Source organism: Mycobacterium sp. SMC-11, from assembly GCF_046250095.1.
Classification (GTDB): Bacteria; Actinomycetota; Actinomycetes; order Mycobacteriales; family Mycobacteriaceae; genus Mycobacterium; species Mycobacterium heraklionense_A.
This window is the reverse complement of sequence record NZ_CP176430.1, coordinates 2,695,623-2,712,044: the sequence shown is the minus strand read 5'-3', so window position 1 is coordinate 2,712,044 and position 16,422 is coordinate 2,695,623. Positions and strand designations below refer to the sequence as shown.

The window sequence follows — 16,422 nt, the reverse complement described above, 5'->3', positions numbered from 1 at the left end:
CGTAGCGAGTACCGTCACACCGCGTGACACATTCCTCCCGTCGGGCGCGTCTGACTGCCGCTCTCGGCGCCGCCGACCTGGACGCGATGCTGGTCACCGACCTGATCAACGTGCGTTATCTGTCCGGATTCACCGGTTCGGCCGGGGCGCTGCTGGTCTATGCGGACGAGCGGCCGGCGGTGTTGGCCACCGATGGCCGCTACCGGACACAGGCTGCCCGACAGGCCCCCGACCTGCAGGTTGCGATCGAACGCACCGGGGCCCGCCACCTCCTCATCCAGGCCGCGGCGGCCGGGGCGCGCCGGGTCGGTTTCGAAGCCCACGTGGTGACCGTGGACGGATTCGACGCCCTTTCGGCGGCCATGCAGGCCGAGGCAGCAGTGGCCGACGCGGACAGCCCCGTCGAGCTGGTCCGGGCCTCGAACACCGTGGAGACACTGCGCGAGGTCAAAGACGCCGGCGAAGTGGACCTGCTGCGACGCGCCTGCGAGGCGGCCGACGCAGCCCTGGGTGACTTGGTGGAACGCGGTGGCCTGCGGCCGGGGCGCACCGAACGTGAGGTCCGCCGGGAGCTGGAAGCGCTGATGCTCGACCACGGCGCCGACGCCGCGTCGTTCGAGACGATCGTGGCCGCGGGTCCCAATTCGGCGATTCCGCATCACCGACCCACCGACGCCGTGCTGGCCGCCGGTGACTTCGTCAAGATCGACTTCGGCGCCCTGGTGGCCGGCTACCACTCCGACATGACCCGCACCTTCGTGCTGGGGCAGCCCGCGGACTGGCAGCGGGAGATCTATCAGGTGGTGGAGGCCGCGCAGCGGGCCGGCCGAGAGGCGCTGCAACCGGGTGCGGAACTGCGTGCGGTGGACGCCGCCGCGCGCACCGTGATCGCCGAGGCAGGCTACGGCGAGACGTTCGGTCACGGCCTCGGCCACGGGGTCGGGTTGCGGATTCACGAAGCGCCCGGAATCAACGCGGCGGCCGACGGTACACTGCTTGCCGGTGCTGTGGTGACCGTAGAGCCCGGCGTCTATCTGGCTGATCGTGGCGGGGTCCGTATCGAGGACACGCTCGTGGTCGCTGATACTGCCGGGCAGGCCCCGGACCTGCTGACTCGGTTCCCCAAGGAACTGACCATTCTCTAGGAGACGTGAACGACCGTGGCTTCAACTGCTGACTTCAAAAACGGGCTGGTACTGGTGATCGACGGCCAGTTGTGGCAGATCACCGAGTTTCAGCACGTCAAGCCGGGCAAGGGTCCGGCCTTCGTGCGCACCAAGCTCAAGAACGTGGTGTCGGGCAAGGTCGTGGACAAGACCTACAACGCCGGCGTGAAGGTGGAGACCGCCACCGTGGACCGCCGCGACGCCACCTACCTGTACCGCGACGGCAATGACTTCGTGTTCATGGACAGCGAGGACTACGAGCAGCACCCGCTGCCCGAATCGCTGGTCGGTGACTCGGCGAACTACCTGCTGGAGAGCATGCTCGTGCAGATCGCCTTCCACAACGGAGTGCCGCTGTACCTGGAGCTGCCGGTCAGCGTCGAGCTGGAGGTCACCCACACCGAGCCCGGCCTGCAGGGCGACCGGTCCAGCGCGGGCACCAAGCCGGCCACCATGGAGACCGGCGCCCAGATCAACGTGCCGCTGTTCATCAACACCGGAGACAAGCTGAAGGTCGACACTCGCGACGGCAGCTACCTGGGACGGGTCAACTCCTGACCATGCCCGCTGGCAAGCCGGTAAAGGGCCGGCACCAGGCCCGTAAGCGTGCCGTCGACGTGCTCTTCGAGGCCGAGGCCCGGGGACTGACCCCGGCCCAGGGCGCGGAGTTGCGAACGGCGCTGGCAAGTGAGCAGCCCGACGTGTCGCCGCTGCACCCGTACACTGTCACGGTGGCCAATGGGGTCACCGAGCACGCCGCCCACATCGACGACCTGATCACCTCGCACCTGCAGGGCTGGAAACTGGAGCGGCTGCCGGCCGTGGACCGGGCGATCCTGCGGGTGGCGATCTGGGAGTTGCTGCACGCCGACGACGTCCCGGAGCCGGTCGCCGTGGACGAAGCGGTCAAGCTGGCCAAGGAGTTGTCCACCGACGAGTCGCCCGGGTTCGTCAACGGGGTGCTGGGCCAGGTCATGCTGGTGACACCGCAGTTGCGGGCCGCTTCGCTGGCGGTGCGGGGGGCTACCGCACCGCTCGACACCGAAATGGACACCGACGCCGAGGGCGAGCCGGACTCCGACTCAGCGGACTGAACCGGCCCCGCGCCGCCACAGCACGGGCACACTTGCCCTATGGGCGAGGGCTGGGACGCACCGAATCGGAGACTGCGGGTATCGGCGTTGGCCGCGGTGGCCAATCCGTCGTATTCGCGGGTCGACACCTGGAACCTGCTTGACGACGCCTGCCGGCAACTGGCCGAGGCCAACCGGGCGGGCCTGGAGACCACCCACGAGGCCGCGCGGGTAAAACGCCTGCTTGACCGGCTGGGCGCCTACGAGCGGTACTGGCTGTTCCCCGGCGCCGCGAACCTGGCGGCCTTCCGCGGTTACCTGGAGTCGATGGCGACGGTGTCGCTGACCGAGCGGGTGTCGCTGGTGGTGCGGCTGCTGTCGGACTATGGCGACCGGGCGGCGCTGTTCGATCTCGGTTTGCCACTCTCTGATCAGGAACTCGTGGCCCAGGCCCGCCAGCAGCAGTTCTACACCGTGTTGCTGGCCGACGACTCACCGCCGGATGTGCCCGAGAGCCTGGTGGAAAGCCTGCGCCGACTGCGCAGCCCCGACGACGACGTGCAGATCGAGCTGCTGGTGGTGTCCAGTGTCGAGGATGCTGTCACCGCCGTCGCCCTCAACGGCGAGATCCAGGCCGCGATCGTGCGGCACGACCTGCCGTTGCGCTCCCGTGACCGGGTGCCGCTGATGACCACCCTGCTGGGTGCCGACGACGACCCCACGAGCATCGGCTGCGGCCGCGACGCCATCGAATGCGGTGAGTGGATGCGCCTGTTGCGCCCGCACATCGATCTGTACCTGCTCACCGACGAATCGATCGCCGCCGACACCGAAGACGAGCCGGACGTATACGACCGAAGCTTCTATCGGCTCAACGACGTCACCGACCTGCACAGCACCGTGCTCGCCGGCATCCGGAAGCGCTACGCCACACCGTTTTTCGATGCGCTGCGCGCCTACGCCTCCGAGCCGGTCGGGCAGTTCCACGCGCTGCCGGTGGCCCGGGGCGCCAGCATCTTCAACTCGCGCTCGCTGCAGGACATGGGAGAGTTCTACGGCCGCAACATTTTTATGGCCGAGACCTCATCCACCTCCGGCGGACTCGACTCGTTGCTCGACCCGCACGGCACCATCCGGGTGGCGATGAACAAGGCCGCCAAGACCTGGAACGCCGACCACACCTATTTCGTCACCAACGGGACCTCGACCGCCAACAAGATCGTCGTGCAGGCCCTGACCCGGCCCGGCGACATCGTGCTGATCGACCGGAACTGCCACAAGTCGCACCACTACGGGCTGGTGCTGGCCGGCGCGTATCCGCTGTACCTGGATGCCTACCCGCTGGCGCCGTTCGCGATCTACGGGGCGGTGGCGCTGCGCACCATCAAACGTGCCCTGCTCGACCTGGAGGCCGCCGGCCAGCTGCACCGGGTCCGAATGCTGTTGCTGACCAACTGCACATTCGACGGTGTCGTCTACAACCCCCGCCGGGTCATGGAGGAGATCCTGGCGATCAAGCCCGACATCTGCTTCCTCTGGGACGAGGCCTGGTACGCGTTTGCGACCGCGGTGCCGTGGGCGCGGCAACGCACCGCGATGGTCGCCGCCGAAGGTCTGGAAGCCAGGCTGGGTTCGGCGCACTACGCCCAGGAGTACCAGGCGTGGCACGACAGCATGGAAGGCATCGATCGCGACCAGTGGAGCGAGCACCGGCTGCTGCCACACCCGTCGGCGCGGGTGCGGGTGTATGCCACCCACTCGACCCACAAGTCACTGTCGGCGCTGCGGCAGGCGTCGATGATCCATGTCCGGGATCAGGACTTCAACGCGCTGGCCCGCGAGTCGTTCGCGGAGGCGTTTTTGACCCACACCTCCACCTCGCCGAACCAGCAGCTACTGGCCTCACTGGACCTGGCCCGCAGACAGGTGGACATCGAGGGCTTCGACATGGTCCGGCGGGTCTATGACATGGCGTTGGTGTTTCGCCACCGGGTTCGCAAGGACCGACTGATCAGCAAGTGGTTCCACATCCTCGACGAGAGTGATCTGGTGCCCGACCGATTCCGGGAATCGACGGTCAGCTCCTACCGGGAGGTCCGCCAGGGGGCGCTGGCGGAGTGGAACGAGGCCTGGCGGTCCGACGAGTTCGTGCTCGACCCCACCCGGGTCACCCTGAATATCGGCAAAACCGGGATGACCGGCTACGACTTCCGCGAAAAAATTCTCATGCAGCGGTTCGGAATTCAGATCAACAAGACATCGATCAACTCGGTGCTGTTGATCTTCACCATCGGCGTCACCTGGTCCAGCGTGCATTATCTGCTCGACGCGCTGCGGCGGGTCGCCGGCGAACTGGACCGCGCCTGGAACGCCGCCAGCACCGATGACCGCGCGCTGCAGCGCCGCCGGGTCACCGAGATCACCGAGGACCTGCCGCCGCTGCCCGACTTCAGTGCGTTCGCACCGGCGTTCCGTCCCGGCGGCACCAGCCCGATCGGCGACATGCGTGCGGCGTTCTACGGCGGCTACGAAGAGGCCGACCGCGAGCACGTGCTGCTCGGCGACGCCGGCCGCCGGGTCGCCGACGGCAAGACCCTGGTCTCGACCACCTTCGTCGTGCCGTATCCGCCCGGCTTCCCGGTGCTGGTTCCCGGTCAGGTGATCTCCAAGGAGATCCTGTACTTCCTGGCCGAACTCGACGTGAAAGAGATTCACGGCTACAACCCCGAGCTGGGGTTGGCGGTGTTCACTCCCGAGGCCCTGGCCCGCTATGCGCGGGCACCCGGCGTCGCCGATTAGCCTCACCGCGATTGTTACCCCGGCCACGGGCACGGCGGCGGCGCAATGCGCCCACGCCGGGAGGTTTCTGCTGGCAGCCCGCAGCGGGTGGGTGGCGCAATGCGTTTCATCCCCCGATCAGCGGAATTCGCAGCTCTGGGGTCGCCGAGGTACCGGCCCTTAGCGTGTCTGCATGGCCGAAGCCCACGTCGCATCGCAGCCGATCCGCCGTGCGGATCGGGCCCGGCAGGTCGCCGACGTGTTGCGCCATCAGATCCATGCCGGCGCCTACAACGACGGGTTGCCCGGCGAACCGGAACTGGCCACCGAGTTCGTCGTCTCCCGCAATATCGTTCGCGAGGCGTTGGCCGCGCTGAAGGCCGAAGGACTGATCCATCGCGGGCCGCGAACCGGCACCCACGTGGCTCAGCACAAATACGATCACGGGCTGGACTCACTGCGCGGCCTGCAGGAGACCTTCGACGCGCAAGAGGTGCGCAACGAGGTGCGGGTGGCCACGACGGTAAGCGCCCCGCCGTCGGTCGCCCGCCGGCTCGGACTCGGCGCCGGTGCTCAGGTGGTCTTCATCGAACGACTGCGCTACCTCGGTGATGTGCCGCTGAGCCTGGACCAGACCTATCTGGCGCCCGATATCGGCGCTGCCGTGCTGGCCCATCCTTTGGAGTCCACCGACGTGTTCCCGCTGATCGAACAGATCAGCGGCCAGCGCCTGGGCGATGCGACCTTGGCGCTGGAGGCGATTCCGGCCGACCCGCACACCGCGGCCATCCTGCAACTTCCCGGCGGCGCGGCCCTGCTGATGCTGGAACGGCTCACCAGCTTGGAGGACGGCCGGCCCGTCGATCTCGAATACATCCGGATGCGCGGTGACCGCGTCACCATGCGCGGCACCCTGACAAGGAGCTATCCATGACGCTGGTCAACGGCCGTACCGATGTCCCCGTGACGATCGATGAATCACTGTGCATCTCCGGCTGCACGCTGTGCGTCGACATCTGCCCGCTGGATTCCCTGGCGATCAACCCGGAGAACGGCAAGGCCTTCATGCACGTCGACGAGTGCTGGTACTGCGGACCGTGTGCGGCGCGCTGTCCGACCGGCGCCGTCACCGTCAACATGCCCTATCTCATTCGCTGAATGCATTGACCATCAAGGTGTTTCATGAAGAGATCCCTCATTCTGCTGACCAGCGCCGTTCTCGTCCTGGCCGGATGCTCGCTGGATTCCACGAGCGCGGGTAATTCCGTCGACGTAGTGGTCGGTTATCAGTCCAAGACCATCAACACCGCGACCGCCGGCACCCTGCTGCGGGCCCGCGGCTACCTGGAGCACCGGCTCGCCGACATCACCAAGCGGACCGGAACCCGCTACCGGGTCGACTGGCAGGACTACGACACCGGGGCGCCGATCACCGCGCAGATGCTCGCCGAGAAGATCGACATCGGCTCGATGGGGGATTACCCCATGCTGGTCAACGGCGTTCGAACCCGGGCCAACGAGCAGGCCCGCACCGCGCTTGTTTCGGTGACCGGCTACCACCCCGCCGGCGCCCTGAACATGGTGGTGGTGTCGCCCGACTCCCGAGCAGACACGCTGGCCGACCTGGCCGGGGCCAAGGTGTCGGCCAGCGTGGGCTCGGCCGGCCACGGCACCCTGCTGCGCGCACTGGCCGGCACGGGAACGGGCGTCGAGGTGCTCAACCAGCAGCCTCAAGTGGGAGCCTCAGCGTTGGAATCCGGTCAGGTCCAAGGCCTGTCGCAGTTCGTGGCCTGGCCCGGTTTGCTGGTGTATCAGGATCGGGCACGGCTGCTCTATGACGGCGCCGAACTCAACTACCCGACCCTGCACGGGGTGATGGTGCGCCGAAGCTATGCGCAGGCCCACCCGGAAGTGCTCGACGCATTCCTGCAAGCCCAGCTCGACGCCACCGACTTCCTGAAACGCAAACCGTTGGAGGCGGCCCGCATCGTCGCCGAGGGCAGCGGGCTGCCGCAGGAGGTCGTCTACCTCTACAACGGGCCGGGCGGCACCTCGTTCGACGCCACCCTCAAACCGCAGCTGGTCGCCGCGTTGAAGAACGACGTGCCCTACCTCAAGTCGATCGGCGACTTCGCCGAGCTGGACGACTTCGACGTGGACGGATTCGTCGACGACAAGCCGCTGCGGGCGGCGTTCGACGCGCGAAAGCTGGACTACCACAAGGCGGTCGCCGAGATCGACAAACCCACCACGGTCGGCGGCGAGCTCTGGCTGGACGGCTCCGAAACCACCGTGACGGTGCCGGATTCCGACGCGCTGCTGGATGCCGTGCGCGCCGCGACCGCCCGCGGCGATCACCTGCGGGCCGCCTACGTGCACGACGCCGAGCTGGGGACTCGGTGGTTCGCCGACAAATCGGCGTGGGTTCGCGACGGTACGCACTACCTGCCTTTCGACACGACCGCCGGGGCGAGGCGCTATGTCGCCGCGCATCCGGGTGGCGTCGTGCTGGACTACCGGCAGGCCCTGGCGGGTGCGGCGTGACCGCGGTCCTCACCGGTGCCCCGGCAGCGGCGTCTCCGGTCGGCGCCGCACCGCGCCGGGCCCGGACCCTACGGTGGTCCTGGCTGCTGCGGCTGGCCTCGGTGGCGGCCGCACTGGGGCTGTGGCAGTTGCTGACCGTCGCCGACGTGCGGTGGTGGCTGCGGTTCGACACGCTGCCGACCGTCGATGAGGTCTTCACCACGTTGGTGCGCCGGTTGGGCACCGAGGCGTACTGGCTGGATCTGGCCCAGTCACTGATCCGGATCCTCACCGGCTTCGGTCTGGCCGCGACGGTCGGTGTCGCCACCGGCATCCTGCTGGGCAGGTCGCGGGTGGCTGCCGACGTCGTCGGCCCGCTCACCGAACTGATCCGGCCCATCCCGGCCATCGCGTTGGTTCCGGTCGCGATCCTGCTCTTTCCGGCCAGCGAACAGGGCATCGTGTTCATCACGTTCCTGGCCGCCTTCTTCCCGATCCTGGTCAGCACCCGGCACGCGGTGCGCGCACTGCCCACGCTGTGGGAGGACTCGGTCCGCACCCTGGGCGGCGGACGCTGGGATGTGTTGAGCCAGGTGGTGATTCCGGGCATCCTTCCCGGGGTCTTCGGCGGCCTGTCGGTCGGCATGGGTGTGTCGTGGATCTGCGTGATCTCCGCGGAGATGATCTCCGGGCGCCTCGGCATCGGCTATCGCACCTGGCAGGCCTACACCGTGCTGGCCTACCCGGACGTGTTCGTCGGCATCATCACCATCGGCGTGCTGGGGTTCGCCACCTCGGCTGCGGTGGAGACGGTCGGGCGGCGGCTGACCCGCTGGCTGCCGCGCAGTGAGGAGAACGGGCGATGACGGTCGGCATGAGTTTGACACTGGACCGGGTCCGGCTGTCCTACACCGACGCTCCGGTGATCGACGAGCTGAGCCTGGCGGTGCGCCCCGGCGAGATCCTGGTGCTGACCGGCCCATCCGGCTGCGGAAAGTCGACGGTGCTGCGCGCCCTGGCCGGGTTGCTGCTCCCCGATCAGGGGCAAGTGCTGGCCGACGGCGCCGAGGTGAGGACCACCTCGCGGGACCGCGGCGTGGTGTTCCAGGACAACGCGCTGCTGCCGTGGCGTTCGGTGCGCTCCAACATCGAGCTCGCGCTGCGACTGCGCGGTGTAGCGCGCAGCGGGCGGCGGGCCCAAGCCGACCGGTGGATCGCTGAGCTGGGGCTGACCGGCTTCGGCGACTATCTGCCGAAAAGCCTCTCCGGCGGGATGCGGCAACGGGTTCAGTTGGCGCGCGGCCTGGCCGGCGCGCCTCGTGCGGTGATGATGGACGAACCGTTCGGGGCGCTGGACAGCGCCACCCGCGCCGCCATGCAGGCGCTGCTGATCGACACCTGGCGATCCCACCCGACCACGATCGTGTTCGTCACCCACGACGTCGACGAGGCACTGGCACTCGGCGACCGGGTCGCGGTGCTCGGGCGTGCCGGAGAGCCACTGCGGGCCCTGATCGACGTCCCCGAACCGCGCAGCGGCCGAGCCGAACCCGGACTGCGCGCCGCCATCCTCACCGCATTGGAGCACCCATGACGTTGACGCCCCTGCAGATCCCGGATGTCGCCACACCGCAACGGCTGGACTGCGACGTGCTGGTGATCGGCGGCGGCACCGCCGGCACCATGGCCGCGCTCACCGCCGCCGAGCACGGCGCGCAGGTGCTGCTGCTGGAGAAGGCCCACGTGCGCCACTCCGGGGCGCTGGCGATGGGCATGGACGGCGTCAACAACGCCGTGATCCCAGGCAAGGCCGAACCCGAGGACTACGTCGCCGAGATCACCCGCGCCAACGACGGAATCGTCAACCAGCGCACCATCTATCAGACCGCCACCCGCGGCTTCGCGATGGTGCAGCGGCTGGAACGTTACGGCGTGAAGTTCGAGAAGGACGAGCATGGTGAGTACGCGGTACGACGGGTACACCGCTCCGGCTCCTACGTGCTGCCGATGCCCGAGGGCAAGGACGTCAAAAAGGCGCTCTACCGGGTGCTGCGGCAGCGCTCGATGCGCGAAAAGATCCGCATCGAAAATCGGCTGATGCCGGTGCGGGTGCTCACCCGCGACGGCCGGGCGGTGGGGGCCGCCGCATTGCACACCCGCACCGGCGAATTCGTGGCCGTCGGCGCCAAGGCGGTGATCCTGGCCACCGGGCCGTGCGGTCGCCTCGGGCTGCCCGCGTCGGGCTACCTGTATGGCACCTACGAGAACCCGACTAACGCCGGCGACGGCTACTCGATGGCCTACCACGCCGGCGCCGAGCTGTCCGGCATCGAATGCTTCCAGGTCAACCCGCTGATCAAGGACTACAACGGACCGGCCTGCGCGTACGTGGCCAACCCGTTCGGCGGCTATCAGGTGAACTCGCTGGGGGAGCGATTCGTCGACTCCGACTACTGGTCCGGTCAGATGATGGCCGAGGTCAAATCCGAGATCGACTCCGCGCGCGGGCCGATCTACCTCAAGGTGTCGCACCTGCCCGACGAGACGCTCTCGGCGCTGGAGAACATCCTGCACACCACCGAGCGGCCCACCCGGGGAACCTTTCACGCCAACCGCGGTCACGACTACCGCACCCACGACATCGAGATGCACATCTCCGAGATCGGTTTGTGCTCGGGGCATTCCGCCTCGGGGGTGTGGGTCGACGAGAATGCCCGCACCACGGTTGCCGGCCTGTACGCCGCCGGCGACCTGGCCTGCGTGCCGCACAACTACATGATCGGCGCCTTCGTGTTCGGCGACCTCGCCGGCGCGGACGCGGCAGTAAGCCTGAATGAGGTCACGGCGCCGGGGGAGCTGCCGGCCGACCAGCTCGCCGAGGCTCACGAGCTGATCTATCGCCCGTTGCGCCACCCCGACGGTCCTCCGCAGCCGCAGGTGGAGTACAAGCTGCGCCGGTTCGTCAACGACTATGTGGCGCCGCCGAAGTCGGCTGCCAAACTGTCGCTGGCGGTGCAGACCTTCGAGCGGATGCGCGGTGAGATCGCCGAGATGGGCGCCCGCAGCCCGCACGAGCTGATGCGCGCCGTCGAGGTGTCGTTCATCCGTGACTGTGCGGAACTGGCCGCCCGGTCATCGCTGACGCGTACCGAGTCCCGCTGGGGCCTGTACCACGACCGTGCCGACCTGCCCGGTCGTGACGACGCGCAGTGGGGCTACCACCTCAACGTGCGAAAACGTGCCGACGGCGCCATGGAATTCCTCAAGCGTCCGGTCGCCCCCTACTTCGTGGCTGTGCCGGAACTGGACGGGTTGCCGCCGACCGACCAGTCCGTGCACGCGGTGGCGCAGCCCCCGCTGCTGGGCGGTCAGGCTCCGGTGACCGCGGGGTCACGGGTTGCGGCACCGGCCGCGGTGCAGCCGCCGTCGCCGCGTATCGCGGCGGTCGTCGCCCTGGAGGAGCCGACGCTGGCCGATCTGGCCGGATACCTCGGTGATCCCGATCCGGCGGTGCGCCGTACCGCGGTCGCCGCGCTGAGTGAGCACACTCCGGACGGCTACGCCGCCGCGCTATTCGCCGCGCTGGCCGACGCTGATGCAGCGGTGCGCCGGACCGCTGCCGACGGGGCGCGTGAGCTCGTCGAGGTGATTGCCGATCCGGAGTCGGCCGGTGCACAGCTGAACTCGCCGGATCCGGTGGTGCGGGCCGCCGTGGTGTACCTGTTGTCCAGCCGGCGGGCCGGAGACCCGGCGGACTACCGGGCCGCACTGGCCGATCCCGACCACCGCGTGCGCATCGAGGCGGTGCGGGCACTGGTCTCGGTCGACGACGCGGCAACGGTGGCGATCGCCGCCGGCGACGGCAACCGCGAAGTGCGCGTCGCCGCAGCCAACGCCTTGGCGACGTTGCGCGCCGGGGCGGATGCCGTGCGAGTCCTGATCGGCGACCCGGACCCGCTGGTGCGTGCGGCCGCACTGGCCGCGCTCGGTGAGATCGGCTGCGGGCCGCAGGACCTCACCGTCATCGCCCCGGCACTACGCGAGTCGGCGTGGCAGGTTCGGGTCGGCGCGGCCCGCGCGCTGGTCGGTGCGCACGCCGAAGCGGCGGTGCCGCTGCTGACGGTGGCACTGGAGGACCCGCATCTCGACGTGCGCAAAGCCGCGGTGCTGGGGCTGACCCGCTGGGCCGAATCCGACGTCGCCGCTCGCGATGCGCTCGGGCTCGCGGTCAAGGACAACGACGCCGACGTTCGGGCGTACGCGCGTCGGGCCTTGCAGGAAGCGGCCGGGTCAGTACGCTGACTCGCCATGGCCACGTCGGACGCAGTTGGCGGGTCGGGCGGCAATCCCCGACTGTCCGTACAGGACTGGGTGCAGGCCGGCTTCCGGATTCTGGCCGAAGACGGCGTCAAGGCGCTGACCATCGACCGGCTCTGCAAGCGGCTCGGAGTCACTAAGGGCAGTTTCTACTGGCATTTCGCCGATATGAAGACCTACCGGCAGGCGCTGGTCGACACCTTTGCCGCAGTGCGTGACTCGGACCGTGGCGACTTCGATGCGCTGTCGGAACTGCCGCCGCGCGAGCGGTTGTCGCGCATGATGGCTGCCCTGGTCGGGCCCGCCCATTGGATGCTCGAACGTGCCATGCGCGAATGGGCCCGGTCGGAGGACAACGTCGCCGCGGCGGTACGCAGCTCGGATCTGCGGGTGCTCAAGGCGGTTCGGCAGGCGTTTCTCGATGACGGCTTCGACGCCGATGAGGCCGACATGCGTGCCAACGCGACGTTCGCCGCCGGAATCGGGTTTCTGCATCTGTCCGTTTCGGCACCGAGCGCACGAGCGGCGAGTGGGCGGGAACAGTTCCTGGACGTCATGCTGCGACACTGACCTCCATACCAAAAGGTATGGTACGGTCCGGGCATGGCGACCATGACGGCACCGGTGGTGCCCGAGGAATTCATCTCCAGACTGGCGCAACGCGCCGCAGCAGCCGAGGAGCTGCGCCGACTGCCGGCCGAGACCGTCGACGACTTCCGCAAGTCCGGACTCGCCGACCTGCTCTTGCCGGCCCGTTATGGCGGGCGGCAGGCCGAGTTTCCCGAGATCCTCGACCCGATTCGGCGCATGGCGCACGGCTGCGCGTCGAGTGCCTGGACGCTCGGGTTTTACATGCTGCACAACTGGATGCTGGCGCTCTTCGGTGAGCAGGCCCAGGACGAGGTGTTCGCCGACGGGCCGGTGCTGTGCCCGGCGCCGTTGGCGCCGACCGGGCGCGGCGTGCCCGACGGTGACGGCATCCGGCTGTCCGGCCGCTGGTCGTGGGCGACCGGGGTGGCCGACGCCGACTGGATCATGGTCGGGGCGATCTGCGGCCCCGACGCGGCTCCCTACCCGGCGCTGGTGCTGCTCCCGGCGGCCGATATTCGTATCGAGGACGTCTGGCACACCGCGGGTATGCGGGCCACCGGCTCCAACGATGTCGTCATCGAGGATGTGCACGTCCCGTCGCACCGGCTGGTCAAGGTCCTCGACATCTACTCCGGAACCGCCCCCGGCGCCGAGCTGCATGACGCCTCGGCGTACCGGTGGCCGATGGTCCCGGCGCTGGCCCTGGTCGCCGCGATGCCCGCCCTCGGGTCGGCCGAATGGGTCGCCGACCTGTTCGCCGAGCGCCTGACCGAACGGGTGCTGGCGTATTCCGGTGCCGCGCAGAAGAATCAGCCGGCGGCCCAGATCCGCCTCGGCGATGCGCGAGTTCGACTGCGTGCGCTGCGCGGGCTTCTCGATGACACCGCCGGCCGGATTCAAGACGCGGTGGACGCGCGGGAGCGGATCGGTCGCCCCGTTCGGGCCGATGCCCGGGCGGCGGCCGCCTATATCGTGCACGAATCCCGTGCCGTCATCGCCGATCTGCTCGAAGCCTCCGGCGCCAGCGCGCAGTTCGTGACCAACCCGCTACAGCGCGCCAAACGCGATGTCGACGTCATCTGCGGACACGTCGTCTTCGACTACGACGTGGCACGCGAGCTGTCGGGCGCTCTCGAGGCCGGCGTGAAGATCTCACCGATCTCGATGATCTGACCGAGACGAAGGACACCATGAAAACTCTGTGGGTGGAGGCCAGCCCGAAGCAAGAGCACTCGCTGTCCTCGGCGCTGACCCAGGCGTTCCTGGCCGCCGCGCCCGCGGCAGCGGTCGGCGACGTCGAACGGTTCTCGGTGTGGACCGACGACATGCTGGTGTTCGGGCGCGACGCAGCGTTCGCCAAGTTCGCTCCGCTCTACGGCGAGCGCCGAACCCCCGAGCAGAAGCAGATCTGGTCGCAGGTGCTGGCCGAGATCGAGCGGGTCCGGTCATTCGATCGGCTGGTGGTGTCCTCGCCGATGTGGAATTGGCATGTGCCGCATGCACTGAAGGCCTGGATCGACGTCATCGTGCAGCCGATGGCCAGCTTCACCCTCAACGAGCGCGGCGAGCACGTGGGCACGTTGGGGGAGGGCAAGCCGCTGCAACTCATCTTGACCCGCTCCAGCGCCTACGACGGCGACCGTGCCGACCTGCAGGACTTCCAGCGGCCGTATCTGGAGTACGTGTTCACCATGCTGGGCTATTCCGTCGAGACGCTGGTCTTCGAGCCGACCACGCGCTGGACCGCCGAAGAGCGGGCACAGATGCGCGACGCGGCGCTGGAGAGGGCCCGCCGCGCGGGGGCAAGCCTCTAGACCGCGGAATTCGTTCGCGCGGGCGGCCGCAGAGGCGGTTTACTCAATTCGATGATCCCGCTCGACACCAGGCCGCTGTTCGCGGTGGAACGCCAAGCGCTGCTCGACCTACTGAGGTCGCTGGCCCCCGCGGACTGGGACAGGCCGACAATCTGCCCGGGCTGGGATGTGCGCGACCTCACCGCGCACATCCTCAACGATTACCTGCGGCGCATTTCCGGTGGCCGCGACGGGCATCGCGGTGCGGTGTTCGCCGACGACGAGTCGCTGCCGAATTACCTGGCCCGGGTCAACGGCGAGTTTGTCCGGGCGATGCGGCAGTGCAGCCCCGAGACCATGATCGATCTGTTGGCCCATCTGGGCCCCCAATTGGATGCCGTTTGGGCGAGCGTCGATCTGGCAGGCGCCGCAGCTCTGAACGTGTCGTGGGCGGGCACCGGCACCAGCCCGGCCTGGCTCGATATCGCTCGGGAGTTCACCGAGTATTGGGTGCACCAACAGCAGATCCGAGACGCGGTGTCGCGCCCCGGCGCGGACGAGCTGAAGTTGCAGCATGCGGTACTCGTCACGTTCCTGCACGCTGTGCCGGTCGCGCTGCAGGACCACAGGTGTCCGCGTGGCACCGCGGTTCGGTTCGAGATCACCGGTCCGGCCGGCGGACGCTGGTCGGCGGTTTCCGACGGCACCGGGTGGGACCTGACCGCGGAGCTTGTCGAAGACCCCGCCGCGTCGGTGCGCCTGGATCAGGACGCGCTGTGGCGGCTGGCCAGCCGTGGGATCACCGTCGAACAAGGACGTCGGCGCGCCGAGCTGCACGGCGATCGTGCTCTTGCCGAGGCTGCGGCATCGCTACTGGCCGTGGTTCACTAGCCGAGGCTCAGAGACCCAGGGCCGCGTAGGTCCGCCGGACAAACTTCGGCTGCGCCACCCGCAGCTTGGCGATCGAGGTGTTGCCGGCGACCGCGACGGCCATGTCGGTGGACAGCGTCGGCGAGTTCTGGACCAGATAGATCAGGATCAGGTCCGCGGCCGGGTCCGCCTGCCACCAGGTGCCGTAGGCGCCCGGCCAGCCGAACGTGCCCGCACCGCCCGGCCCGAACAGCGGTTGGGACTTCGCCGGGTCGGTCACCACCGACAAATTGAGCCCGAACCCGCGGCCCACCCAGAACGGGGCGCCCAGGAACGGGTGCCGCTTTTGGTCGTCGGTGAGTTGATCGGTGCGCATCGCCCGCGCCGATTGGGCCGAGAGCACCCGCGTGCCGTCGAACATCCCGTCGGCCAACAACATCCGGGTGAACGCCAGGTAGTCGTCGGCGGTGGACATCAAGCCGCCCCCGGCGTTGGGAAACGCCGGCATCGCGATCGGTACCGGCCCCATCGCGTCGTCGCGCAGCGTGTCCCCGTCGACGCGGTACATGGTGGCGCTGCGCCCGCGTGCCTGCGGTGTGACGCAGAAACCGGTGTCGGTCATCCCCAGCGGGCCCAGGATCCGTTCCTCGATCACCTGCGGTAGCGGCTTGCCCTCCATCCGCGACATCAGCACGCCCAGCACGTCGGTGCCGTGGCCGTAGGTGACGCGCTCTCCGGGCTGATCCACCAGCGGAAGCGCTGCCAGCGCCGTCAGCCAGGCCTCGGGCCCGCGCCCGAAGGGCAGCCGCTGGTACTCCCGCGCGATCGGACCGGGTACCGAGAACCCGTAGCCGATGCCGCAGCAGTGCGTCATCAGATCGCCGACCGTGATGGCGCGCCGCGCCGCGGTGGTGGATTCCAGCGAACCGGCCGGGTCGACCAGCACCCGCGGCGCGGCGAACTCCGGCAACCAGTGCGCGATCGGGTCGGTCAGCCGCAGCCGTCCTTCGTCGACCAGGGTCATCGCGGCGGCGACGGTGACCGGCTTGGTCATGGAGGCGATCCGGAAGATCGTGTCGCGGGTCATCGGCAGGCCGGCGCCGACATCGCGATGGCCGATCTCGTTCACCTGCAGCACCGAGCCGCCCTGCCAGACGAGCGTCACGACTCCGGCGAGCAGGCCGGTGTCGCAGGCCTCGCGCAGCGGCGCCTGATTCGGGTCGAGATTCACCCGGTCAGGTTAGCGGCGTCCCCGCGTCCGGGCGTCCTTAGCCTTCTTGCGAGCCTTCTTGCCGCGAGGGTGCGTGTCTG

General features: G+C 68.7%; 15 protein-coding genes. 14 read left to right on the top strand and 1 reads right to left on the bottom strand.

The features are described from left to right. Nucleotides 1–23: 23 nt before the first annotated feature. The 14 genes from ACKY0X_RS12665 to ACKY0X_RS12600 all read left to right on the top strand — a co-directional run bounded on the left by ACKY0X_RS12665 (nucleotide 24) and on the right by ACKY0X_RS12600 (nucleotide 15,132). On the top strand, nucleotides 24–1,145 hold the full coding sequence (locus tag ACKY0X_RS12665) for an aminopeptidase P family protein (protein ID WP_409426318.1): 1,122 nt from the start codon (nucleotides 24–26) through the stop codon (nucleotides 1,143–1,145). Between the two features lie 15 nt (nucleotides 1,146–1,160). Continuing rightward, nucleotides 1,161–1,724: an elongation factor P gene (gene efp, locus ACKY0X_RS12660; protein WP_024442176.1), complete on the top strand. Its 564-nt coding sequence runs from the start codon at nucleotides 1,161–1,163 to the stop codon at nucleotides 1,722–1,724. 2 nt (nucleotides 1,725–1,726) lie between these two features. Beyond that, nucleotides 1,727–2,260 (top strand): transcription antitermination factor NusB, encoded by a 534-nt coding sequence (nusB, locus tag ACKY0X_RS12655; RefSeq protein WP_409426317.1) that lies wholly within the window; start codon nucleotides 1,727–1,729, stop codon nucleotides 2,258–2,260. Between the two features lie 39 nt (nucleotides 2,261–2,299). Beyond that, nucleotides 2,300–5,038: an aminotransferase class I/II-fold pyridoxal phosphate-dependent enzyme gene (locus tag ACKY0X_RS12650; protein ID WP_409426316.1), complete on the top strand. Its 2,739-nt coding sequence runs from the start codon at nucleotides 2,300–2,302 to the stop codon at nucleotides 5,036–5,038. A 172-nt stretch (nucleotides 5,039–5,210) separates the two neighbouring features. Next, nucleotides 5,211–5,951, top strand: a complete 741-nt coding sequence (locus tag ACKY0X_RS12645; RefSeq protein WP_409426315.1) for a GntR family transcriptional regulator — start codon at nucleotides 5,211–5,213, stop codon at nucleotides 5,949–5,951. Beyond that, the gene (locus ACKY0X_RS12640) at nucleotides 5,948–6,175 is read left to right on the top strand and encodes a ferredoxin family protein (protein WP_046188009.1); all 228 of its coding nucleotides are present in this window, start codon (nucleotides 5,948–5,950) and stop codon (nucleotides 6,173–6,175) included. The genes ACKY0X_RS12645 and ACKY0X_RS12640 overlap by 4 nt, the downstream gene beginning before the upstream one ends. A gap of 24 nt (nucleotides 6,176–6,199) precedes the next feature. Continuing rightward, nucleotides 6,200–7,561, top strand: coding sequence for an ABC transporter substrate-binding protein (locus tag ACKY0X_RS12635; RefSeq protein ID WP_409426314.1), 1,362 nt, complete (start codon nucleotides 6,200–6,202; stop codon nucleotides 7,559–7,561). Continuing rightward, nucleotides 7,558–8,406 (top strand): ABC transporter permease, encoded by an 849-nt coding sequence (locus tag ACKY0X_RS12630; RefSeq protein ID WP_409426313.1) that lies wholly within the window; start codon nucleotides 7,558–7,560, stop codon nucleotides 8,404–8,406. The genes ACKY0X_RS12635 and ACKY0X_RS12630 overlap by 4 nt, the downstream gene beginning before the upstream one ends. Next, complete coding sequence (locus tag ACKY0X_RS12625; protein WP_409426312.1) at nucleotides 8,403–9,134, top strand: ABC transporter ATP-binding protein; 732 nt, start codon at nucleotides 8,403–8,405, stop codon at nucleotides 9,132–9,134. Before ACKY0X_RS12630 ends, ACKY0X_RS12625 begins: the two co-directional genes overlap by 4 nt. Next, nucleotides 9,131–11,842, top strand: coding sequence for a fumarate reductase/succinate dehydrogenase flavoprotein subunit (locus tag ACKY0X_RS12620; protein ID WP_409426311.1), 2,712 nt, complete (start codon nucleotides 9,131–9,133; stop codon nucleotides 11,840–11,842). The genes ACKY0X_RS12625 and ACKY0X_RS12620 overlap by 4 nt, the downstream gene beginning before the upstream one ends. Nucleotides 11,843–11,848: 6 nt before the next feature. After that, nucleotides 11,849–12,427: a TetR/AcrR family transcriptional regulator gene (locus ACKY0X_RS12615; protein WP_409426310.1), complete on the top strand. Its 579-nt coding sequence runs from the start codon at nucleotides 11,849–11,851 to the stop codon at nucleotides 12,425–12,427. A 42-nt stretch (nucleotides 12,428–12,469) separates the two neighbouring features. Beyond that, on the top strand, nucleotides 12,470–13,621 hold the full coding sequence (locus tag ACKY0X_RS12610; protein ID WP_409429615.1) for an acyl-CoA dehydrogenase family protein: 1,152 nt from the start codon (nucleotides 12,470–12,472) through the stop codon (nucleotides 13,619–13,621). A 17-nt stretch (nucleotides 13,622–13,638) separates the two neighbouring features. Further along, nucleotides 13,639–14,262 (top strand): NAD(P)H-dependent oxidoreductase, encoded by a 624-nt coding sequence (locus tag ACKY0X_RS12605; RefSeq protein ID WP_409426309.1) that lies wholly within the window; start codon nucleotides 13,639–13,641, stop codon nucleotides 14,260–14,262. Nucleotides 14,263–14,313: 51 nt separating this feature from the next. Next, nucleotides 14,314–15,132, top strand: coding sequence for a maleylpyruvate isomerase N-terminal domain-containing protein (locus tag ACKY0X_RS12600; protein ID WP_409426308.1), 819 nt, complete (start codon nucleotides 14,314–14,316; stop codon nucleotides 15,130–15,132). A gap of 7 nt (nucleotides 15,133–15,139) precedes the next feature. Here ACKY0X_RS12600 and ACKY0X_RS12595 read toward each other — a convergent pair whose 3' ends face one another. Continuing rightward, nucleotides 15,140–16,342 (bottom strand): serine hydrolase domain-containing protein, encoded by a 1,203-nt coding sequence (locus ACKY0X_RS12595; protein WP_409426307.1) that lies wholly within the window; start codon nucleotides 16,340–16,342, stop codon nucleotides 15,140–15,142. Nucleotides 16,343–16,422 lie beyond the last annotated feature (80 nt).

Excerpts from the sequence above, each read along its gene's own strand:
- ACKY0X_RS12650 (WP_409426316.1), top strand. The coding sequence starts at position 2,300 with ATGGGCGAGGGCTGGGACGCACCGAATCGGAGACTGCGGGTATCGGCG.
- nusB (WP_409426317.1), top strand. The coding sequence starts at position 1,727 with ATGCCCGCTGGCAAGCCGGTAAAGGGCCGGCACCAGGCCCGTAAGCGT.
- ACKY0X_RS12635 (WP_409426314.1), top strand. The coding sequence starts at position 6,200 with ATGAAGAGATCCCTCATTCTGCTGACCAGCGCCGTTCTCGTCCTGGCC.
- ACKY0X_RS12625 (WP_409426312.1), top strand. The coding sequence starts at position 8,403 with ATGACGGTCGGCATGAGTTTGACACTGGACCGGGTCCGGCTGTCCTAC.
- ACKY0X_RS12605 (WP_409426309.1), top strand. The coding sequence starts at position 13,639 with ATGAAAACTCTGTGGGTGGAGGCCAGCCCGAAGCAAGAGCACTCGCTG.
- ACKY0X_RS12640 (WP_046188009.1), top strand. The coding sequence starts at position 5,948 with ATGACGCTGGTCAACGGCCGTACCGATGTCCCCGTGACGATCGATGAA.
- ACKY0X_RS12610 (WP_409429615.1), top strand. The coding sequence starts at position 12,470 with ATGACGGCACCGGTGGTGCCCGAGGAATTCATCTCCAGACTGGCGCAA.
- ACKY0X_RS12600 (WP_409426308.1), top strand. The coding sequence starts at position 14,314 with ATGATCCCGCTCGACACCAGGCCGCTGTTCGCGGTGGAACGCCAAGCG.
- ACKY0X_RS12615 (WP_409426310.1), top strand. The coding sequence starts at position 11,849 with ATGGCCACGTCGGACGCAGTTGGCGGGTCGGGCGGCAATCCCCGACTG.
- ACKY0X_RS12645 (WP_409426315.1), top strand. The coding sequence starts at position 5,211 with ATGGCCGAAGCCCACGTCGCATCGCAGCCGATCCGCCGTGCGGATCGG.
- ACKY0X_RS12620 (WP_409426311.1), top strand. The coding sequence starts at position 9,131 with ATGACGTTGACGCCCCTGCAGATCCCGGATGTCGCCACACCGCAACGG.